The organism is Cellulosimicrobium sp. NPDC030954 (assembly GCF_055571305.1).
Genome location: NZ_JBVIFN010000011.1, coordinates 39,915 through 61,394, shown reverse-complemented (window position 1 = coordinate 61,394; position 21,480 = coordinate 39,915). Strand labels below are relative to the sequence as shown.

At 73.5% G+C, this 21,480-nt stretch carries 15 protein-coding genes; 7 read left to right on the top strand and 8 right to left on the bottom strand.

Translation table 11 applies throughout. The annotated features are described in order from the left end of the window. Positions 1-25 precede the first annotated feature (25 nt). Genes ACZ402_RS17670 through ACZ402_RS17660 form a run of 3 tightly spaced genes read left to right on the top strand, consistent with a single transcriptional unit; the run spans position 26 to position 2,773 of the window. Positions 26-967 carry a glycosyltransferase family 2 protein gene (locus ACZ402_RS17670; RefSeq protein WP_375825135.1) on the top strand — a complete coding sequence of 314 codons (942 nt, stop codon included), beginning with the start codon at positions 26-28 and terminating at the stop codon, positions 965-967. A gap of 1 nt (position 968) precedes the next feature. Beyond that, on the top strand, positions 969-1,808 hold the full coding sequence (locus tag ACZ402_RS17665) for a polysaccharide deacetylase family protein (RefSeq protein WP_375825136.1): 840 nt from the start codon (positions 969-971) through the stop codon (positions 1,806-1,808). Beyond that, positions 1,805-2,773 carry a glycosyltransferase family 2 protein gene (locus tag ACZ402_RS17660; RefSeq protein WP_375825137.1) on the top strand — a complete coding sequence of 323 codons (969 nt, stop codon included), beginning with the start codon at positions 1,805-1,807 and terminating at the stop codon, positions 2,771-2,773. The genes ACZ402_RS17665 and ACZ402_RS17660 overlap by 4 nt, the downstream gene beginning before the upstream one ends. Positions 2,774-2,789: 16 nt before the next feature. Here the strand turns inward: ACZ402_RS17660 and ACZ402_RS17655 are convergent, their stop codons facing one another. From ACZ402_RS17655 to ACZ402_RS17635, 5 genes are all read right to left on the bottom strand, one after another. Then, entirely contained in the window at positions 2,790-3,800 is a 1,011-nt protein-coding gene (locus ACZ402_RS17655; protein ID WP_375825138.1) for a glycosyltransferase family 4 protein, read from the bottom strand. A gap of 136 nt (positions 3,801-3,936) precedes the next feature. Next, positions 3,937-4,914 (bottom strand): glycosyltransferase family 2 protein, encoded by a 978-nt coding sequence (locus ACZ402_RS17650; RefSeq protein WP_375825139.1) that lies wholly within the window; start codon positions 4,912-4,914, stop codon positions 3,937-3,939. Further along, the gene (locus ACZ402_RS17645; protein ID WP_375825140.1) at positions 4,911-5,753 is read right to left on the bottom strand and encodes a glycosyltransferase family protein; all 843 of its coding nucleotides are present in this window, start codon (positions 5,751-5,753) and stop codon (positions 4,911-4,913) included. Before ACZ402_RS17645 ends, ACZ402_RS17650 begins: the two co-directional genes overlap by 4 nt. Beyond that, on the bottom strand, positions 5,753-6,583 hold the full coding sequence (locus ACZ402_RS17640; RefSeq protein ID WP_375825141.1) for an ABC transporter permease: 831 nt from the start codon (positions 6,581-6,583) through the stop codon (positions 5,753-5,755). The genes ACZ402_RS17645 and ACZ402_RS17640 overlap by 1 nt, the downstream gene beginning before the upstream one ends. Before the next feature lies 1 nt (position 6,584). After that, positions 6,585-7,799 (bottom strand): ABC transporter ATP-binding protein, encoded by a 1,215-nt coding sequence (locus ACZ402_RS17635; RefSeq protein WP_375825142.1) that lies wholly within the window; start codon positions 7,797-7,799, stop codon positions 6,585-6,587. A 175-nt stretch (positions 7,800-7,974) separates the two neighbouring features. On the opposite strand from ACZ402_RS17635, the gene ACZ402_RS17630 reads away from it, so the two are divergent. Then, a complete protein-coding gene (locus ACZ402_RS17630; protein ID WP_375825144.1) occupies positions 7,975-11,352 on the top strand; it encodes a hypothetical protein in 3,378 nt (1,125 codons plus the stop codon). 26 nt (positions 11,353-11,378) lie between these two features. On the opposite strand, the gene ACZ402_RS17625 is transcribed toward ACZ402_RS17630, so the two are convergent. Further along, positions 11,379-12,452 carry a glycosyltransferase family 4 protein gene (locus ACZ402_RS17625; protein WP_375825145.1) on the bottom strand — a complete coding sequence of 358 codons (1,074 nt, stop codon included), beginning with the start codon at positions 12,450-12,452 and terminating at the stop codon, positions 11,379-11,381. A 179-nt stretch (positions 12,453-12,631) separates the two neighbouring features. Between ACZ402_RS17625 and ACZ402_RS17620 the strand changes: the two genes are divergently transcribed. Continuing rightward, positions 12,632-13,846 carry a glycosyltransferase family 4 protein gene (locus ACZ402_RS17620; RefSeq protein WP_375825146.1) on the top strand — a complete coding sequence of 405 codons (1,215 nt, stop codon included), beginning with the start codon at positions 12,632-12,634 and terminating at the stop codon, positions 13,844-13,846. On the opposite strand, the gene ACZ402_RS17615 is transcribed toward ACZ402_RS17620, so the two are convergent. Further along, positions 13,827-14,543, bottom strand: coding sequence for a phosphatase PAP2 family protein (locus tag ACZ402_RS17615; RefSeq protein WP_375825147.1), 717 nt, complete (start codon positions 14,541-14,543; stop codon positions 13,827-13,829). The genes ACZ402_RS17620 and ACZ402_RS17615 overlap by 20 nt on opposite strands. Positions 14,544-14,847: 304 nt before the next feature. On the opposite strand from ACZ402_RS17615, the gene mfd reads away from it, so the two are divergent. Beyond that, entirely contained in the window at positions 14,848-18,606 is a 3,759-nt protein-coding gene (gene mfd, locus ACZ402_RS17610) for a transcription-repair coupling factor (RefSeq protein ID WP_375825148.1), read from the top strand. Between the two features lie 107 nt (positions 18,607-18,713). Here the strand turns inward: mfd and ACZ402_RS17605 are convergent, their stop codons facing one another. Continuing rightward, the gene (locus ACZ402_RS17605; RefSeq protein ID WP_375825149.1) at positions 18,714-18,932 is read right to left on the bottom strand and encodes a PLD nuclease N-terminal domain-containing protein; all 219 of its coding nucleotides are present in this window, start codon (positions 18,930-18,932) and stop codon (positions 18,714-18,716) included. Positions 18,933-19,206: 274 nt separating this feature from the next. Between ACZ402_RS17605 and ACZ402_RS17600 the strand changes: the two genes are divergently transcribed. Further along, complete coding sequence (locus ACZ402_RS17600; protein WP_375825151.1) at positions 19,207-21,414, top strand: carbohydrate-binding module family 20 domain-containing protein; 2,208 nt, start codon at positions 19,207-19,209, stop codon at positions 21,412-21,414. The last annotated feature ends 66 nt before the right edge of the window (positions 21,415-21,480 follow it).

Below are 21,480 nucleotides of genomic sequence, written 5' to 3'. Positions count from 1 at the left end.
ACCAGGAGAGGAGAGGACGCGCGACATGACCGACGAGGTGGATCTGAGGCCCTCCCGGAGCGAGGCGCCCACGGTCTCGGTGATCGTCCCGGTGCACAACGACGCCGAGCGGCTGGGCCGCTGCCTCCGGCTGCTGGCGCAGCAGGACTACCCGCGCGACCGGTTCGAGGTGGTCGTCGTGGACAACGCCTCGACGGAGGACCTGCGACCGGCACTCCCGCCGGGCGACGAGCGGTTCCGGGTCGAGCACGAGGCCAGGCGCGGCTCCTACGCGGCGCGGAACAAGGGCGTGGTCTCGTCGGAGGGCGATGTCCTCGCGTTCACCGACGGGGACTGTCTCCCCCGGCCGGGCTGGCTGAGTGCCGGCGTCGAGGCGTTGACGCGCGCACCGGCTCCTGACGCGGTCGGCGGTGCCATCAACCTCGTCTTCCGCGGTGGTAGGGAGCCCCGCAGCGCCCCGGAGCACATGGATGCGATGGAGGGTCTGCCGCAGGAGCACTCGATCGCGACCTACCCGTTCGCGATGACGGCGAACCTCCTGGTCCGTCGGGAGACGTTCGACCGCGTCGGCCCGTTCGACGCCGGCCTGAAGTCGGGCGGGGACCTTGACTGGGGTCTGCGCCTCGATGCGACGGGCGGCTCCTTCCGGTACGCGGCTGACGCCGTCGTGGACCATCCGTCCAGGCCCACGTGGGGCGAGCTGACGCACAAGTCCGTGCGCGTGGCAGGCGGGGTGGCCGATCTCGAGGCGAACCGGCCGGCACGGGAGGTTCTGCGCGGGGTCGGTGGTGAGCTCTGGGATGCGCTCGCGTTCTGGAAGGTGGTATGGACCCTCGACCGTCCTCGCCGGTGGACGTCGCGTGTCGCGCTGGCAGCCGCCTTCGGGTACGTGCGCGTGCTGCGCAGCGGCGTGCGTCTGTCGCGCCTCGTCCGCCGCGGACGCGGACGGTGCCGGGCGGGCGGCTGACGTGATCCGTGGGTCCGCGAGCCTCGGACGGTTCCGGCCGACGGGCCGGCGCTGGTCCGTGCCGGTGCGGCGCCACGTGCTCGACGAGCCGGCGTCGCGTGAGGCGGCACCGGCCGACCGGGCGATCGTGCCCTTCCCGGTCCCCTCGGCGCTGCTCGCCGACTGCGGGGTCTTCTGCGTCGAGACGACGGAGCGCCGCGTGGCCCTGACGTTCGACGACGGGCCGAGCCCGGACGGTACTCCGGGCGTGCTCGAGGCGTTGGGCTCGCACGGGGCGCGCGCGACGTTCTTCGTGCTCGTGAGCCAGGTCGAGGCCCATCTCGACCTGGCCCGGAGGATCGTCGACGAGGGCCATGAGGTGGCACTGCACGGGACCGGGCACGAGTCGCTGCTCGGATATGACGACCACGAAGGGCCGCGCGTGGTCACCGCGGCGCGCGAACGGCTCGAGGAGCTGCTCGGGGTGCGGGTCGACGCCTACCGGCCGCCGTACGGTCACCACACGGCCCGGCAGGCACGCCGCATCCGTCGTTCGGGTCTGGAGGTCGTCCTGTGGTCGGCGGACGCCAGGGACTGGCTCCACGACGACGAGGAGGTGATCGCCCGGCGCGCGCTCGCCGAGATCCGCCCGGGTGGGATCCTCCTGCTCCACGACCACCGTGGCGACCCCGAGACGCTCCGACCGGACGAGGAGCTGCCGCACTTCGACCGCGGGCGGGTCACCGACCTCATCCTGGCGGGCCTCGCCGTGTCCGGGTACACCACCGCGACCGTGGGCGAGCTTCTGACGAGCCACCGGGTGGTACGCAGCCGGTCCGCGCACCGAAGGACGTCTGCGTGAGCAGCCCGGAGCCTCCCGAGCTCAGCGTGGTCGTCCCCGCGTTCGACGCCGTCGAGACCATCGGCGACCAGCTGGCGGCACTCGTCGCGCAGAGCGTCCCCTTCCCGTGGGAGATCGTGGTCGCCGACAACGGCTCGAGGGACGGCACGCGGGAGCTCGTCAGCGATCTCCGTGCGAAGCACCCGGAGATACGCCTCGTCGACGCCTCCGCGCGACGAGGACCGTCAGCAGCGCGCAACGCCGGCGCGCGCGCGGCCCGTGCAACCTTGCTCGCGTTCTGCGACGCGGACGACGTCGTCGGTGAGGGGTGGGTCGTCGCGATGCGGGAGGCGCTGCGGCATTCCGCCCTCGTGACGGGCCGGTGGGAGGGAGACCTCCTCAACCCGGGAGGTGGGTTCCACGTCACGTGGACGACCGACCCGCTCGTCGTGAAGCCCTACCTGCCCTGGCTGGTCGGGACCGGCGCGGGAAACCTCGGGATCCGACGCTCCGTCTTCGAGTCTCTCGACGGCTTCGAGGAGTCGTTGGCTACCTGCGAGGACGTCGACCTGTGCTGGCGCGCCCAGCTGGCGGGCCATCGACTGACCCTGGAACCGACGGCGGTGCTGCACGTCCGCAAGCGCGACGGCCTGCGTGCCACCTTTCGACAGGCGTACGCCTACGCGCTGGGTGACGAGCAGCTGCGGCACCGGTTCGCCCAGGTGATCGCACGGGGCGGACCCGGCGGCGAACGTCGAGATCGCCCCGTGTCGCCCCACCCGGCACGGCGCCGGTCGGTGCGGGGGGCTCTCCTGGGAACCTGGTCGACGATCGTGGGAAAGGCCCGCCGAGGTCGCGGTGGTGTGGCCGACACCGTCTGGCGCCTCGGTGAGTGGTGGGGTCACCGCCGCGGACGTGCTGCCCCAGCCGTCCCGGTGGTCGTGGTCCGCGACGAGTGCGGACCGAGGGACGTCCACCGCGACTGACACGTGCCGCGAGGACTCAGGTCGCGCCGACGGCGAGGGCCCGGTCGAGCTCGGACGCCCGGAGCTCCCACGTGCAGCGCCCGACGTGCTCGCGAGCGCGGCTCGCGGCGGCCGTGAGCGCGGCCTCGTCGTCGGCGAGGGCCGCAAGGATCACGGAGAGGCCGTCGCGGTCCCCGGGCGCGACGAGGAAGCCGGCGTCCCCGACCGCTTCGGGGAGGCCCCCGGCCGACGACGCGACCACCGCCGCTCCCGCCGCCATGCCCTCGAGCGCGGTGAGCCCGAAGGGCTCGTCCCAGATCGAGGGCACTACGACGACGTCGGTGCGCGCGAGGATGGCGGCCAGTCCGGCCCGCGGGACGAACGAGGTGAACCGCACGGGCGAGACGGTCTCGGCAGCCCGTCGGCGGAGGCCCCGCTCGTACTCCGTGAGCGGGGCGTCGGCGGCGAAACCCGGACGGCCCACGACGGTCAGCTCGAGGTCACGGCGGCGCAGGCTCGCGACCGCGTCCAGCAGGACGTGGACCCCCTTGTCGGGGATGACCCGGCCGACGTAGGCGACCCGCAGCGGACCGCCGCGGGGTGGGCGTGGCAGAGCGAACTGCGCGAGGTCGACGCCGTTGCGCACCGTGACGACGCGGGCACGGAGATCCGTCGGCAGGTCCGAGCGGACCTGGTCGGCGAGAAAGTCGCTCACGCAGACGACCAGCTCAGCGGAGCCGAGCACGCGGCGCGCCTCACGTGCGGAGTAGGTACGCAGCACGTGGTTGTGAGCGTAGAGCACGGGCCGGTGGTGGTTGTCGTCGACCAGCGGGACTAGCGCGGGCGCGTTGTGGGCGAGGACGACGGAGGGGGGCAAACGGTGCTGCGCGCCGAGCGTCGGCGCGAGCACCCTCCGGGCGGCGAGCCGTGGAGCCCCGGCTCGCGAGAGCGCGGCATCGAGGTACCGGTCGTACCGCCGCGCGGGCCGTGGGTCGTACTCGACGATGTCGGCGCTGTCGTAACGGTCGGCGTAAGTGCCTCGTGCCACGACGACCTGCGACCGGGGGGCGTCGGGTCGCCGCGACCTGGAGAGGCCGTCCACCACGGTGGGGACAGCGCTGCCGGTGCGTGGCGAGTAGTGGTCACCGGGCGTGATGACGTGGACGAGGGGAGGGAGCGCCACGTCAACGGCCGTCGGCGCGGTCGCGGCGCACTGCGGAGGCCGCGGCGGGGACACCGGCCACCAGCCCGGCGACCTCGGCGGCGGACCGGGAGAGGATCACCGGTCCGCGCAGCCTCTTGCGCCAGGGCCGTGGACGACCGTCCGACTTGCGCGGGCGGAGCTGCTGCCAGGCGAGGATCACGTAGTCCCGCTGCTGACGCATGGTCGAGCGGGCGTACCGTCGCACCATCGGGTCTCGCCATCCAAAGTTGCGCACGAGCATCACGAGGTGGTTGCGCCGGGCGTAGTACAGGTAGCGGCGGTCGAACCGCTTCCCGCCGATCCCGTAGGGCGCGGCCATGTGCCGTACGACGGCGCGCGGCGTGTACAGCAGCCGGCCGCCGGTCGCGCGCAGTCGCAGGGAGATGTCGGACTCCTCGCACAGGCACGTGCCGGGGTAGTTCCCGCGGATCCCGCCGATCGCCTCGAGCGCGGAACGGCGGAACGACATGTTTGCGCCGAGCAGGTGGTCCACCTCGATCGTGCGTCCGGGGTCCGCAGCGAAGTAGCCCGTGAGCCGGCCGTCGGGTAGGAGGCGGCCGATGCGGTCGAGTCCCTCGGACTCCTCGCCGGTGATCCCGTTGTCGGCGCGACCGCCGACGGCCACGACGTCCGGGTCGGCGTAGGGGGCGACGAGCTCGTCCAGCCAGTCGGGGGCCGCGTACGCGTCGTCGTCGACGAAGGCGACGACGTCACCGCGTGCGACCGCGAACCCCATCTGACGCGACTCGGGCGTGGTGCCCCGTCCGAGCGTGCTGTGCAGCAGCCGCACCTGGGGGAACTCCTCGCGCACGAGTCGTCGGGTCCGGTCGTCGGGCGTCGAGTCCACGACGATCACCTCGAGCGGAGCCGTGTCGAGGCGCTCGAGGTGCTGCAGGCACTCACGCACGCTGTCCGGCCGCCCGTACGTCACGACGACGACGCTCACCGAGCAGGTCATGGCTCTCCTCCGGGAGGTTCGGCGACCGTCACGACGCGGTACCAGTCGCGCCGCCGGAGCGGCGACGTCAGGGCGGTGAGGCGCGGGCGACGGGAGTGACGGACCCAGTCCTGGTAGACGGTGGGGTGCGAGTAGTGCGCGGTGTGGCCAGACCAGCCGAACTTGCGGCGCATGACCTCGGGGGAGCGTACCCAGGAGAAGTGGAGCACCGCGTCCGACGGGTCCACGACGGCGTGGACGATGGTGTCGTGGGGGTGGCTCGGGTCGGTGTTCCAGGGGCGCAGGTCGACGCGGTACAGCGGTACGTCCGCCTGCCGGGCGTGGTCGAGCCGCGTACCGGCCCGGACCGCGAGAGGTCCGGGGTAGGACGCGGACGGGCGCCCCGACCTCGTGCTCGCCTCCAGGTACCGCCCGGGGGCGACCCGCGAGTAGAGCCAGCGCGACGGGTAGTGCAGGCCTCGGGCGCCGGCACGATCCGCGGAGTCCAGCGTGCTGAGGAAGACCGGCGCGTTGAGCAAGACCTCGTCGGTGTCGAGCTGGAGCACCCAGTCGGCACCGTCGGAGGCCTCGTCGAGCGCTGCCTGCCGCTGGAAGGTGTCGTTGTCCAGGGGGTGCTCGTCGAGCCGGGCGTAGCGTCCCGGTGCGCGCACGCACTTGCCGTCCGTGTCGAGCCCCTCGACGATCGCGAGGCACTCGTCCACGGGCAGCGGCGTTCCCGTCCAGGAGGTCGACGTCTCGTCGTAGGACAGCACGATGCGGTCGACGTGGTCGTAGTACGCGCGCAGGCTGGCCGCGAGAAAGCTCGGGTCGGCCAGCAGCACGTATGCAGCGAGGCGCATCAGATGTAGTCCGCGAACTCGCGCTCGTTCTTCTGGAAGACGAGCGTCCCGGCGAGGAAGATCAGCGGTGCCGCGACGACGAGCGCCACGATCTGCCAGGTCGGGGGAAGCTCGGTGCCCAGCAGCGACCAGCGGAAGGTCTCGAGGAACCACGTCACGGGGTTGATCTCGAACAGCCAGCGGAGCCTCTCCGGGACCGACGAGAGGGCGTAGGCGACCGGGCTCGCGTAGAGCAGGATCTGGACGAGCCACGGCAGCACGTACCCGACGTCGCGGTACTTGACCATGTACGCCGCTGCCGCCAGGCCGACCCCCGTGCCGATCATGAGGATGAGCAGGACCCACACAGGGAGGAGGAGGACGGCCCAGCCCGGGTTGATCCCGTAGACGAACAGCAGGACGACCGCGAGGACGAGGGCGACGAGGAAGTCCAGCACGACCGAGGCGAGGCTCGAGACAGGGACCAGGAGCCGGGGGAAGAACACCTTCTGCACGAGCGACTGGTTGCCGACCATCGACCCCGACGCCTTGCCGAGCGACCCGTTGAAGAGGTTCCACGCGAGCATCCCGGCGAGCGTGAAGAGGAACGTCGGGACGTTCCCGGTCGACAGACCCGCGATCTCCCCGAAGACGATGGTGAAGATGCCCGCGCTGACCAGCGGCTGGGCGATGACCCAGGTGATGCCGAAGATCGTCTGCCGGTACCGCACGATGACGTCGCGCAGCGCGAGTCGGACCGCGACCTCACGAGCACCCCACAGCTCACGCAGCGAGGGGAGGTTTAGCCGCCCGGGGGGCGTGATGACGGTGCGCTGGACGGTGTGCTCCACGTCAGATCCCCTCGTAGTCGAAGTTCACGAAGACCATGCCCTTCTCGGTGCTCGACGCCTCCGTGAACTCCGGATACGGGAGGTCGGGCAGCACCTCGAAGCGCCACGCTCCCTCCCACGCGTCGAGCACCCCGGCCTGGCACGCGTACACGTCGACCGTGTACTGGCCGGGCTTGAGCCACAAGTCACGGATGACGAGCCGTCCGCGCTGCGCCTGCTCGGGGTCGAACCACTTGCCCACGAGGCGCGAGTCGCACTGCGCGATGACCGTGCCCTGGTCGTTGTTGATGTGCATCGAGACGAAGTACGTGCCGACGAGCTTCTTGCTCGCGGGCGCATCGAAGTCGACGACGATGTCCTGCGACGACTTGACGAACTCGTCCTCCATGCGGACCGAGGACAGCCGCACCTTCCCGTTGCCGGGGCGCTTCTTCGGGTCGGACTGCGCGGCGGCGAAGCTCTCGAAGCTGTCCCGGTACGCCTGGAGCGTGCCCTCGACGGTGCCGGAGTACGTCAGGGTCCCCCGGTCGAGGAGCACCGCCGAGGTGCACAGAGCCTGGACGGTCTGGAGCTGGTGGCTCACGTAGAGCACGGTGCGCCCGCCCTGGGCCGCCTCGCGCATCTTCTGGATCGAGCGCCGCTGGAACTCGGCGTCGCCGACCGCGAGGACCTCGTCGATCGCGAGGATCTCGGTGTCGAGGTGGGCAGCGACCGAGAACGCGAGGCGCACGTACATGCCGGACGAGTAGCGCTTGACGGGCGTCGCGAGGAACTTCTCGATGCCGGAGAACGCGACGATCTCGTCGTAGCGCTTGTTGATCTCCGCGCGCGTCATCCCGAGGATCGCGCCGTTGAGGTAGATGTTCTCCTTGCCGGTGAGCTCCGGGTGGAACCCGGTCCCGACCTCCAGGAGCGACCCCACGCGCCCGGTGAGCTCGATGCGTCCGCGCGACGGCGCGGTGACGCGCGTGAGGATCTTCAGGAGCGTGGACTTGCCGGCACCGTTGCGTCCGACGATCCCGAGCGCCTCGCCCTGGGGCACCTCGAAGGAGACGTCGTCGAGCGCGTCGAACAGCGTGTACTTCTGCTTGCCGGTGGACCGGATCCACTGGACCGCGGCGGCCGCCGCGGTCGACGGCCGCTCGCCGAAGGCGCCGAGCCGGTAGGTCTTCCCCAGCCCGGCGACGCGGATCGCGGGTTCTGTCGTCGCCTGCACAGATGAAAGATAGTCGTCGCGACGGGCGGTGCGGCGGGGTCGGTCGGGTGAATCACGTGCAGAACCGGACGAACGCGGGTGAAAGTGCGCCAGGGCCCTCGGCCCGGGGGCGACGCGGTCCTACGATCGCCTGAACGGCACACGGTGCCGGGCCCTCACGACGGCAGGGGCGCGGATGAGCTCGCACGAGGACGGCAGGGCGGGCGGACGCCTGGACATCACCGCTGTCACCGGCCTCGCGACCGCCGTGGTGGGGGTCCTCGTCGCCGTGGCGATCGGGGGCGGTGGGGTCACCACGACGTCGAGCGGGCCGGCCGCCTTCACACCCTCGGCCGTCCCGGCGGCCGCTCCCGTCACCCAGGTCGGCGCCCTGCCGCTGTGCGGTTTCCCGCGGCTCGACCAGGTCACCGACGACGGCGTCGACGCCGACGGGCTCGAGGGCATCCGCACGGTCGTCGACGACGTCGTGACGCTGGACGACGGCGAGCTCATGACGTTCCGGGTCGTCGACGGCTCGGCGTACGTGCTCGAGTGGGACCGTGAGGCGACGTACACGGTGACCCGGTACGACCTGGCGAACGGTGACGCCGTGCGGCGCACTCTCGTCGAGCTCGACTGGGACGGGGTCAGCGAGACGTTCACCACGGGATCGTTCGAGGTCGATCCCGACGGGAGCTTCTACCTCGTCGACACGCTCATGCGTCGGCGGGACCTGCACAAGGTCGCACCCGACGGCTCGGTCGCCTGGACCGTCTCGATCCCTGAGGGAGCACACACGACCGGTGCGCTCCTCGACCTGTACGGGACCGTGCGCTGGACGGTCGACGATCGTACGGTCGTCGGTGTCCAGGAGGCAGGAGAGGTGCTGCACGAGGTGTCCGACGACGGCGATCTCCTCGGCACGGAGCCGTTCGACGGTTCTCTCCTCGCGCAGCTCCCGGACGGGCGCGCGCTCGTCCAGACTGACGTGCGCGAGGGCGAGCGCCGCTCGCGCGACCTGCACGCCGTGGGTCCGGAGGGCGACGACGCGTCCTTCCGCCTCGGCGCCTCGTGGGAGCGCGGGCGACCGTTCGGCGTCCCGCGCGTGCCCTGGCTCGACGACACCACGGGTGCCACCACCGGACCGTCGTCGGGGCCGGCGGGCGACGGCCTCGTCGTCGCCGACGAGAACCTCGGGTTCCGGTGGTGGGGGAGCGACAGCGTGTTCCGGGGCGTGTGGCCGGACACGCACAAGGACCTCGAGCAGCCGTTCGCGCTGTGGGAACGCACGCCGGTCCTGCGCGATGGGACCGCCGGGGACGCGCCCTACTACGTGCTCACGCACGGCGAGGACGACGGGTTCGCCCTCACCGAGATCACGGCCGACCGCATGGCGTACGAGCTCGGCGCGCCGGTGAAGTACAACGCGGCGAACGAGGAGCTGTTCGGCGGGCTCGGGCTCGGCGCCGGGCTGCTCGTGGACGCGCCCTACGGCGTCTTCCCCGACGGGACCGCACCGCGTGTGGTCGCCGCGTTCGACGACGCGTGGGGAGCCTCCGCCGGGACGTACCGCCTGCGCTACCAGGTGCGCGGCGACCCGCGCGTGTGGGACCCGGTGGCCGGCGAGGAGACCGTCGTCGACCTTCCGGCGGACGGCGGCGAGGTCCCGCTCGACCTGCCGCCGACCCGGCCCGGGGTGTACGAGGTCGACGCCGCGCTCGTCGACGCCGCGACGGGGGAGCCGGTCTCGGGCACGTGCCTGCGCTACACCGTGGCCGCGCCGGGCAGCGACCTCGACCCGGCGGCGCTCGCGGACGGCGCGGACTGGGGCGGTGCCGGACCGCTGCGCGGCGTGCAGCTCGCGGACCAGCTCGGCGTGGGCAGCCACCGCGCGCAGCTCGACTTCGGGGCGATCGTGCCGGACCCGACCGCCGAGCCGGACGGCGCCGCGCTCGTCTGGGACTCGCTGCCGAACGCGGCCTTCGAGCCCGACGAGGAGGAGGGCGAGGAGCCTGCCGACGTCGACCCGTTCGCCGAGCTCGCGGCCGCCGCCGAGCTCGCCGAGGAGACGGGCGTGATCCTCACGCTCCAGCTCGGCTCGGGCGGCGAGGCGGAGCAGGCCGCGGTCGAGGCCGGCACGTGGGAGGGATGGACGCGCGAGATCGTCGCCGCGGTCCACGAGCACGCACCGCAGATCCGCTACTGGCAGCCGTGGAACGAGCCGAACAACACGGGCTACGAGGACGCGGCCGCGTACGAGGAGGAGGTCGGCGCGCCGTTCGCGGCGGGCGCTCGCGACGCGTCGGCCGACGTCGTCGTGGTGGGCGGCAACACGCTCGGGATCGAGCCCGCGTGGTGGGCCGACCTGGTCGCGGCGGGCGGCTGCGACTCGCTCGACGTCGTCGGGATCCACCCCTACACCGGGTTCAACCGGTCGTGGGAGGAGGAGGGGTTCTCCGCGGACGGTGCCGAGCTGGACCGGCTGCGCGAGGCGATCGGGCCGTGCGGCGACGTCCCCGTGTGGGACACCGAGTCCGGGTGGTGGTCCGACGGCGTCGCGAACTTCTGGGCCGGGGGGTCCGACGTCGTGCGCAAGCTCCTCTGGTACGGGTCGGAGGGCGTCGACGAGTGGACGTACTTCTTCTCCGAGGGAGGGTTCGGCGAGGCCGGGAACTCGTGGTCGCTGCTCCAGTACGGAGAGTACGTGAAGCCCGCCGGCGCGGCGTTCGCGGCGAGCGCGCCGTTCCTCGACGGGTTCGGGCCTCCCGCGGCGGTCGAGACCGGGACCCCTGGCGTCCACGCCGTGCGCGCGCCCGGGACGGGCGAGGTCGAGGGCGCCGAGCTGCTCGCTCTGTGGAGCGAGGACCTGTCCACCACCGTGCGGCTCACCGCGCCAGGTGGCGCGGTCACCGTGACCGCGCGCGACCCGTACGGCGCCGAGCGCGGCCTGGAGGTCCCCTCCGGGGGCGTCGAGGTCCCGGTGGACGGCGCGCCCGTCCTGCTCGTCGCGCCCGCGGGCACGGCCCTGGAGGTCGCCCCCGTCGAGGCGTTCGGCGACGACGTCCTCGAGGGTCGGCCCGTGACCGCGACGTCGACGCACGAGGACGCGAGCGACCCCGACGTCGTCACGTCCGGCACCTTCGCCGTGCGCGAGCCCTGGCGGTCGGGGCGCCTGGCCGACGGGTCCGTCGACGAGGCGCCCGGCGTCGAGGTCGCGACCGACGGCCCGCGCACGATCGACCGCGTCGCCGTCGCGACGGCCGGCATCCGGTGCTGCACGTCCGGCCTGCGCGACTACACCGTCTCGGTCCGGACACCCGACGGCGCGTGGCAGGACGTGGCGCAGCAGACCGACCAGCTCCTCGACCGCGTCGCGCTCTTCTCGTTCGAGCCCGTCGAGGTGACGGCCGTGCGCGTGACGCTCCCGATGACGACCGAGCGCGACGTGCCCGTGCTCGCGGCGAACTACACGGGGATCGTCGGCGGGCTGCACCCCGACTTCATCCCGCTCGCGACGGAGAGCGAGTGGATCGCGACGATCAGTGCGGTCCAGGCGTGGGAGCCGGCAGGGTGAGCGCCGCCACCGGGGCGCGGGCGTCGTCAGCCGCGTGCGGCGACCGCGCGCCAGATCGCGGCGTGCTGCGCGGCGCTGCGCTCCCACGTGAACGTGGCCGCGCGCTCACGCCCGCGCCCCACGAGCGCCTCGACCTCGGCGTCGCGCGTCGTCACCCACAGCAGCGCCTCCGCGAGGCTCGCGCCGTCCGGCTCGGCGAGCACGCCGCCGTCGCCCACGACCTCGGGCAGCGAGCTGGTGCGCGCCGCGACCACCGGCACGCCCGCGGCCATCGCCTCCAGGGCGGGGAGCCCGAAGCCCTCGTAGCGCGACGGCACGACGACGGCCGCGGCCCCCGCGACGAGGCCGGGCATGAGCCCGCCCGGCAGTCGCCCCACGAGCCGCGTGCCGGGCAGCTCCGCGAACAGGGCGGTGCGGCGCGGGTGCGGCGGCCCGCTCATGACGAGCGTGAGGTCGGGCCGTGCCGCGCGGACGGCGGTCCACGCGACCGCGAGCTCCTCGAGGTTCTTGCGCCGCGACGCGCCGCCTGCGTGCAGGACGTAGGGGCCGTCCACCCCGAGCGCGGCGAGACGCTCGCGGGGGAGCGGCTCGGCCGAGAAGTACACGGGGTCGACGCCGTTGTACGCGACCGCCGGGCGCTCGGCGAGCCCGAGGACCTCCGCGGCCTCGTCCGCGCTGAACTCCGACACGCACACGACGGCCGCCGCGCGGCGGACCTCCTCGGCCGCCGCACGGACCGGTGCGGACTCGTCGTCGTAGCGCCACGACACGACGTCCTGCACGGCGACGACGTCGCGCGTCGGGTGCGGCGGCAGGTCGAGCCCGACGCGGTGCACGACGGCGCCCCGCGGGTAGACCGCGCGCCCCACGGCCCGGCGCAGGGCCGGGCCCGCGGAGCCGAGGCGGCCGAGCGGGAGCCGGTGGGTGCCGGCCAGCGGGGAGCGGAGCGAGCGGAAGACCGCGCGGTCGACGGACCAGGCGCTCGCTCCGGCGCGCCCGTCCGCGAGCGCCTCCGCCGCGCGCGTCGCGACCTCCTCCTGGTACACCTGGGCTCCCATGGGGACCTCGACCGCGACGGTCGCGACGACGAGCTGCGGCATCGGGAAGGTCCCCCTCGGGGCGTGGTGCGCGGCGGGTGCGGCACGGTCGGTGCGACCGGGGCGGTCGGTAGAGTGGCCCACTCTAGTGGCGCGGACGCCCCGCCGGACCTGCTGGAGCGGGTGATGAGCGGGTGATCGTGGACCGGGCGCGGGCCGTCCCGCGAGAGGGTGAGGGACGCATGGCAGGCCGTCGTCGGGTGGCGCTGGTCGCGAGCTCGTTCGACCCGTACACGGGGGGCGTCGAGTCGCACGTGCGCCACGTCGCGCGCGTGCTCGCGTCCCGCGGGAGCGCGGTGGAGGTCTGGACGGTCGACCGCGGCGAGCACCTCGGCACGCGCCGCGTCGACGGCGTCCTCGTGCGGTACCTGCCGACCCCGCAGCCGTCGAGCCGGCCGGGCGACGTCGCACGCTTCGCCCTCGCCGCTCCGCGGGCGGCGCTCGCGTGGGGCCGGGCGTTCCGGGCGTTCCGGCCCGACGTGCTGCACGTGCAGTGCTTCGGCCCCAACGGCGCGTACGCCCTCGGCCTGCGCACGCTCACGCGCACCCCGCTCGTGGTCAGCTCCCACGGCGAGACGTTCGCGGACGACCACGCCGTGTTCGAGCACTCGCGGCTGCTGCGGACGGCGCTGGAGCGCTCGATCGGCGTCGCGGGCGCGGTGACGGGGTGCTCGCGCGTCGTCGCGGACGACCTGGTCCGCTTCGGGGCGCCCGACGCCGTGGTCGTCCCGAACGGCGTCGACCTCGCCGGGCACGACCTGGCGGGGCACGACCTGGTCGGGCCGGGAGCGGACGACGGCGCCGCGGCGGACGGGCCCGGGCCGTCGGGTCCTGCGGTGCGCGAGCCCGTGGTCGTCGCGGTGGGACGGATCGAGCACGTCAAGGGGTTCGACCTGCTCGTGGACGCCTTCGCGTCGTCGGCGCTGCGCGACCGGGCGCGGCTCGTCGTCGTGGGCGACGGGAGCGAGGCGGGCGCGCTGCGCCGCAGGGTCGCGTCGGCGGGCCTGACGGACCGCGTCGAGCTCCCCGGACGGCTCGAGCCGGCCGAGGTGGCGGCCCGCCTCGCGGGCGCGGACGTGGTCGTCGTGCCGAGCCGCGCGGACGCGGCCCCGCTCGTCGTCCTCGAGGCGTGGCGCTCGGGCCGGCCGCTCGTCGCGACCGTGCGGGGCGGTCCCCCGGAGATCGTCACCGACGGCGTCGACGGCGTGCTCGTCGACCCCCAGGACACGCAGGCGCTCGCCGCCGCCGTGCTCGGCCTCCTCGACGACCCGGAGCGTGCGGGGCGGATCGGGGCCGCCGGTCGCCGTCGGGTCGAGGACTTCACCTGGGAGCGCGTCGTCGACCGGTACGAGGACCTCTACGCGGGGCTCGCCGAGGTCACGCCGAGGGGTCGCTGACCCGGGGCGGCTCGGGCGTCCCGTCGGCGACGGCGGGGGGCGCGACCGGGGGCGCGCCGGCCGAGCCGGCTCTCCGCGGGACGTCGAGCAGCCACACGACGGCGACCGTGACGGCCGCCGCGACGAGCAGCGAGCCGACGACGTCGCTCGGCCGGTGCGCGTACGTCACGACGGAGGCGAGGGCGGCGACCGCCGTCACGCCGAGCCCGGCCCAGCCCGCGGCCGTCCGCGACGCCGGCCACGGCCACAGCAGCCAGATCGCGACGCACAGGCCGCCGACCACGGCGACGTGCCCGCTCGGGAAGGTCTGGTGGGCGTAGCCGTAGCCCCCGAGGTCGGGCCGTACGAGGACCTCGCGGAGCCCGAGCGCGATCCCGACCGTCCCGAGCACGACGACGGCCGCGGCGAGGAGGTCGCGCCACGCGCGGCGCACGAGCGCGACCACGCCCAGAACGGCGACGACGGCCGCGCACGCCACGGGGAGACCCCGGCGCAGCGCCCCCGCGAGGTCGCGGCCGGCGTCGTGCAGGGGAGCGAGGGTCCGGAACGCCCCGGCGTCGGCCTGCTGGCCCGCGACGGTGAGGTGCGAGGCGGCCCAGAGCGCGACGAAGGCCGCGACGAGCAGCACGAGCACCACCAGGAGCGCGGAGGAGCGGGGCCGGGCCGGCACGGAGGCCGGCGCCGCAGACGTGGACACGCCCCGAGCATGACGGAGCGGCGGGGACCGTGTCACCGGTCGCGAGCGGGTGACGCCGGGTGAAAACGCCGCCTGCCCGTCGCGCGCCGCCGCCGGTCGACGTGTGGGCGCCGAGGCGTACGCTGGGATCCGTCGTCCCGCACGACGTCAGCCCGGACCCGCTCACCCTCGGTGAACCTCGGTCCGGGCCGTTCGTGCTGCCCCGTCGTGTCCTCAGCCAGCCCCGGCACCGTCCTCAACCCGGGCCCGCCCCGCGCGCGGCCGTCGACGCTCCCGACCACCGTCCTCGGAGGGACCCCACCGCATGAACCTCACCGGCATCCTGCCCGCGCTGCTCGCCGACCCCGCCGCGACGGCGGCGGTCGAGCACGTGCGCGCCCGTGGCGAGGCGGACGTGGTCGGCCCGGCCGGTGCGCGCCCGCCGCTGCTCGCCGCGATGGCGGGGGCGCGGGCCACCGGGCCGGTCGACGGGGTGCCCGACGGCGCGGCGGGCGCCGCGTGGGCGACGGGCTCGCGTCCGCTCGTGGTCGTGACGGCGACCGGGCGCGACGCGGACGAGCTCGCCGCGAGCGTGCGCGCCTACCTGCCGGACGAGCTGGCGGACGTGGTCGCGGTCCTGCCGAGCTGGGAGACGCTGCCGCACGAGCGCCTGAGCCCGCGCGCGGACACCGTCGCCAAGCGCATCGCCGTGTTCCGCCGCCTGGCGCACCCGGACCCGGAGGTCGGGCCGTCAGGCCCGGTCCGCGTGCTCGTCATGCCGGTGCGCGCGCTCCTGCAGCCCGTCGTGGAGGGGCTGGGCGAGCTCGAGCCGGTCGAGCTGCACGCCGGGTCGACGGCGGACCTGACCGACGTCGCGGAGCGGCTCGTCGCGGCGGCGTACACGCGCGTCGACATGGTCGAGCGGCGCGGCGAGTTCGCGGTGCGCGGGGGCATCCTCGACGTGTTCCCGCCCACCGAGGACCACCCGCTGCGCGTGGAGTTCTGGGGCGACGAGGTGTCGGAGATCCGCTGGTTCGCGGTTGCGGACCAGCGCAGCCTCGAGATCGCCGAGCACGGGCTGTGGGCGCCGCCGTGCCGCGAGATCCTGCTCACCGAGTCCGTGCGGGCGCGCGCGGCGGCGCTCGTCGAGCAGCTGCCGGGCGCGGTCGAGATGCTCGACAAGCTCGCCGCGGGCGTGGCCGTCGAGGGCATGGAGTCGCTCGCGCCGGTCCTCGTGGACCGCATGGTCCCGGTGCTCGAGCTCGTGCCCGACGACGCGCTGCTCGTCCTCGACGACGCCGAGCGCGTGCGCCGGCGCGCGCACGATCTCGTCGCGACGACGGAGGAGTTCCTCGCCGCCGCCTGGACGGGGGCGGTCGCGGGCGGGGCGTCGCCGCTCGACCTGTCCGCGGCGTCGTTCGAGACGTTCGTGGAGGTGCGCGCGGTCGCGCAGCGCCGCGGCCTCGGCTGGTGGACGCTGTCCTCGTTCGCGCTCGACAACCCGGACCTCGACGTGCCGACCGACCTGCCGACCGACGTCGCGGCGGGCGCCGGCGCGCCCGTCGCGGGGGGCGAACCGGCGGCGTCGGGCACGACGGCCGCGCACGTGGGCGAGAGCGCGGACGGCGTCCCGACCTTCACGATCGGCGCGCGTGACGTCGAGTCCTACCGCGGCGACGTCTCGCGCGCTCTCGACGACGTGCGCGGGCTCCAGCACGCGGGCTGGCGCCTCGTGCTCACGACCGAGGGCCACGGCCCGGCCAAGCGCATGGTCGAGCAGCTCGGCGCGGTCGACACGCCCGCGCGCCTCGTGCCGCGCCTCGACGACGAGCCCGAGGGCGGCATCGTCCTCGTCACCCCGGCCATGGTCGGCAAGGGCTTCGTCGCGCCGGGGTTGCGCCTCGCCGTCTTCTCCGAGGCCGACCTCACGGGCCGTGCGGGGACGAGCACGCGCGACATGCGCAAGATGCCGAGCCGGCGGCGCAACGTCGTCGACCCGCTCCAGCTCAAGGCGGGCGACTTCGTCGTGCACGAGCAGCACGGCGTGGGACGGTTCGTCGAGCTCGTGCAGCGCACGCTCGGCACGGGCGGCAACGCGGCGACGCGGGAGTACCTGGTCATCGAGTACGCGTCGTCGAAGCGGGGCCAGCCGGGCGACCGGCTGTTCGTCCCGATGGACCAGCTCGACCAGGTCACCAAGTACACGGGCGGCGAGTCCCCGAGCCTCAACAAGATGGGCGGGGCCGACTGGGCCAAGACGAAGACCCGCGCGCGCAAGCACGTCAAGGAGATCGCGGGCGAGCTCATCCGCCTGTACTCGGCGCGCATGGCGACGCAGGGCCACGCGTTCGGCGCCGACACGCCGTGGCAGCGCGAGCTCGAGGACGCGTTCGCGTACGTCGAGACGCCGGACCAGCTCGCGACGATCGACGAGGTCAAGGCGGACATGGAGAAGACGGTCCCCATGGACCGGCTCGTGTGCGGCGACGTCGGCTACGGCAAGACCGAGATCGCGATCCGCGCGGCGTTCAAGGCGGTCCAGGACGGCAAGCAGGTCGCGGTGCTCGTGCCGACGACGCTCCTGGTCCAGCAGCACCTCGAGACGTTCTCGGAGCGGTACGCGGGCTTCCCCGTCACAGTGAAGGCGCTCTCGCGCTTCCAGACGGCCAAGGAGTCCGAGGAGACGATCGAGGGCCTGCGGCTGGGGAAGGTCGACGTCGTCATCGGCACCCACCGGCTCATCACGGGCAGCATCCGGTTCAAGGACCTCGGGCTCGTCATCATCGACGAGGAGCAGCGGTTCGGCGTCGAGCACAAGGAGACGCTCAAGCAGCTGCGCACCAACGTGGACGTGCTCGCCATGTCCGCGACCCCGATCCCGCGCACGCTCGAGATGGCGGTCACGGGCATCCGCGAGATGTCGACGCTCGCGACGCCGCCGGAGGAGCGCCACCCCGTCCTCACGTACGTGGGCGCGTACGAGGAGAAGCAGATCGCGGCGGCGCTGCGCCGCGAGCTCCTGCGCGAGGGCCAGGTGTTCTACGTGCACAACAAGGTCGAGACGATCGACCGCACCGCGTCGCGGCTGCGCGAGCTCGTGCCCGAGGCCCGGGTGGGCGTGGCCCACGGCAAGATGAACGAGCACCAGCTCGACCAGGTGATCCGGGCGTTCTGGGAGAAGGAGCTCGACGTCCTCGTCTGCACGACGATCATCGAGACCGGGCTCGACATCTCCAACGCGAACACGCTCATCCTCGAGCGCGCGGACATGCTGGGGCTCTCCCAGCTCCACCAGCTCCGGGGGCGCGTGGGCCGTGGCCGGGAGCGCGCGTACGCGTACTTCCTCTACCCGCCGGAGCGGCCGCTCACCGAGACGGCGCACGACCGCCTCGCGACCATCGCCGCGCACACCGACCTCGGCGCCGGTATGCAGGTCGCGATGAAGGACCTGGAGATCCGCGGCGCGGGCAACCTGCTCGGGGGCGAGCAGTCCGGGCACATCGCGGGCGTCGGGTTCGACCTGTACGTGCGCATGGTGGGGGAGGCCGTCGCGAACTACCGCGGCGACGGCCCGGAGGAGCAGCCCGAGATCTCCATCGAGCTGCCGGTCGACGCGCACCTGCCCGAGTCGTACATCGCGACCGAGCGGCTGCGGCTCGAGGCGTACAAGAAGATCGCCGCCGCGACCGACGCGCCCGAGCTCGCCGAGGTGCGGGCCGAGCTCGTCGACCGCTACGGGGCGCTGCCGGACGTCGCGTCCGCCCTGTTCGACGTCGCGGACTTCCGCAACCACGCGCGCCGCGCGGGGCTCACGGACGTCACGGCGCAGGGCAAGTTCATCCGGTTCGCCCCGGTGGACCTCGCGGAGTCGGCGCAGTTCCGGCTCAAGCGCCTGTACCCGGGCACGCTGCTCAAGCCCGCGATCCGCGCGTTCCTCGTCCCGTACCCGACGACGGCGCGCATCGGCGGACGCCCGCTGCGCGGCGCCGAGGTGCTCGACTGGGCGCGCCAGCTCATCGACGCCGTGATCCTCGGCGAGGTGAGCGCGGCGGCGACGGTAGGGACGTCCTCGGCGGCCCGCTGACGGGAGCCACCACGACGTCGAACAGGTGGTCCTGGTGCGTCCGTCATCGTGACGCGCCAGGACCACCTGTTCAGGCGACCAGGATGACCTGCTCGACGTGATGGGGGTCAGGGCTTGCGGCCGTCGAGGAAGTAGGCGATCGGCCCGACCCAGTTGACGAGCAGCGCGAGCCCCCACGCGAGCTTGGTGCCGTTGACCTGCTCCGCCGGGCGGCGCAGCAGGTCGCGGTACGCCGCGGCGGTGAGCGTGACCTGTGCTGCACCCACGACCCCGACGACGATCTTCTGACCCTTGGTCAGGTCCTTCCAGCGGCGCTTGGTCCCCATGTCGTCGTCTCCTCCCGTGGTGCGTACCGCTCGACGCTATGCCGTCGGAGCCCACGGCGCACGGCCCACAGGAGCCGCGACCGGAGCGCGCGACGCCGGCCGGTCGTGACAGCGTCGAGGCGGCTCTGTAAGGTTGCAGCAATATCCGGTAAATCTCTGCAACGCTGCCGAGTCCCGGACGCGCCCGACACCCCGGGGCGCAGACAGCACCGCGTGGCCCGCACGCGCTCGATGTCGAGCGCGTCGTCGGCCGCAGCACCTCGAAGGAGCAGCAATGACGCGCACCACCGACCCTGCCGGTCCGCCGGCACCCACCCCCGCAGCGGCGCCCGGCGCCCGTCGGGCCCCCGGGCGCACGGTCCGGCGCGACGGACGCCTGCGGCGCGTCGTCGCGGCCGCGGCGTCGGCCGCCCTCGCGCTCGGGGCGGCGCTCGCCGCGACGGTCCCGGTCGCCGCGCCCGCCGCGGCGGCACCGCCCGTGCCGACGCCCGTCGTCGACTCCCCGAACGGCCGGGGCGACGTGATCCTCAACCTCTTCCAGTGGACGTGGGACTCCGTGGCGGCCGAGTGCACCAGCACCATCGGCCCGGCCGGGTTCGGCTACGTCCAGGTCTCGCCGCCCCAGGAGCACATCCAGGGCACGGCCTGGTGGACCTCCTACCAGCCGGTGAGCTACAAGATCGAGTCCAAGCTCGGCAACCGTGCCGAGTTCCAGAACATGGTGAGCACCTGCAAGTCCGCAGGCGTGGGAGTCGTCGTCGACGCGGTCGTCAACCACACCGCCGGCGCCGACACCGGGTCCGGCACCGGGACCGGCGGGACGAGCTACTCGGTCGACAACTTCCCTGGCGTCCCGTACGGCCCGAACGACTTCAACGACTGCCGGTCCAACATCACCAACTACGGCGACCGGTACAACGTCCAGAACTGCCGCCTCGTCTCGCTCCAGGACCTGCGCACCAGCTCCGACTATGTGCGGGGCAAGATCGCCGGGTACATGAACGACCTCATCGGCATGGGTGTCTCCGGCTTCCGCATCGACGCCGCCAAGCACATCCCCGCATCCGACCTCGCCGCCATCAAGGCAAAGCTGTCCAACCCGAACATCTTCTGGGTGCACGAGGTCATCGGCGCGGGCGGTGAGCCGATCCAGCCCTCGGAGTACCTCGGCTCCGGGGACTCGCACGAGTTCTTCTACGCGCGCGACCTCAAGTCCCGGTTCGACGGCCAGATCAAGGACCTGCGCACCATCGGCGACAACAAGCTCCCCTCGGACCGCGCGGGCGTGTTCGTCGACAACCACGACACCGAGCGCAACGGCGAGACCATGAACTACAAGTGGGGCGCCAAGTACAAGCTCGCCAACACGTTCATGCTCTCGTGGCCCTACGGCGCGCCCAGCGTCTACTCCGGCTACACCTGGGACAACAAGGACGCCGGTGCCCCCGGCGCGTCCGCGACGTCCGTGCCGGACGCGAGCTGCTCGAACAGCGCGTGGGTCTGCACGCAGCGCTGGACCGAGATCGTGGGCATGGTCGGCTTCCACAACGCCGTCGCCGGGACCGCGGTGACGAACTGGTGGGACGACGGGAACAACCACGTCGCGTACGGCCGTGGCAGCAAGGGGTACGTGACGATCAACAACACCGCGAGCGCCGTCACCCGCACCTACCAGACGTCCCTCCCGGCCGGGACGTACTGCGACGTCGTCGCGTCGAAGGACTGCGCCAAGAAGTACACCGTGAGCTCCTCCGGCACCTTCACCGCGACGGTCCCCGCGTACGGGGCGCTCGCCCTGCACGTCGGCGCCGTGGACGACGGCGGCACCGGCGGACCCGGGCCGGTCGACCCGAGCGGCACGACGACCGTCTACTACGCGACCGACAAGGGCTGGAACGCGTACAACGTCCACTACCGCGTCGGCACGGGCGCCTGGACCGCCGTGCCCGGCGTCGCGATGACCCCGGCCTGCACCGGCTGGGTCGCGAAGGAGATCGCCCTGCCGGACGGCGCGACGGGTGCGGCCGCGACCGTCACGGCGGCGTTCACGAACGGCTCGGGCTCCTGGGACAACAACGGCGGCAAGGACTACACCCTGAGCGGCGCGGCCGTCGCGGTCGCGGGCGGGACGGTCACGGCGGGCGACCCGTGCGAGGACGACGGCGAGGGCCCCGGCCCCGTCGAGGGTCAGGGCGACGCGTCGTTCTCCGTGACGGCGACGACGACCTGGGGGCAGAGCGTGCTCGTCGTCGGGAGCATCCCGGCGCTCGGGTCCTGGGCGCCCGCGAGCGGCGTCGCGCTCTCGGCCGCGGGCTACCCCGTCTGGACCGCGACCCTCGACCTGCCGGCGGGCACGACGTTCGAGTACAAGTACGTGAAGCGCGACGGCGGCGGGAACGTCGTCTGGGAGAGCGGCGGCAACCGCACCGCGACGGTCGGGCAGGACGGCTCCGTGACGCTGTCGGACACCTGGAGGTCGTGACCTCGCGTCCTCGGCCCCGCCCCGGTCTCACCCAGACCGGGGCGGGGCCTCTGCTGTGTTGATCGG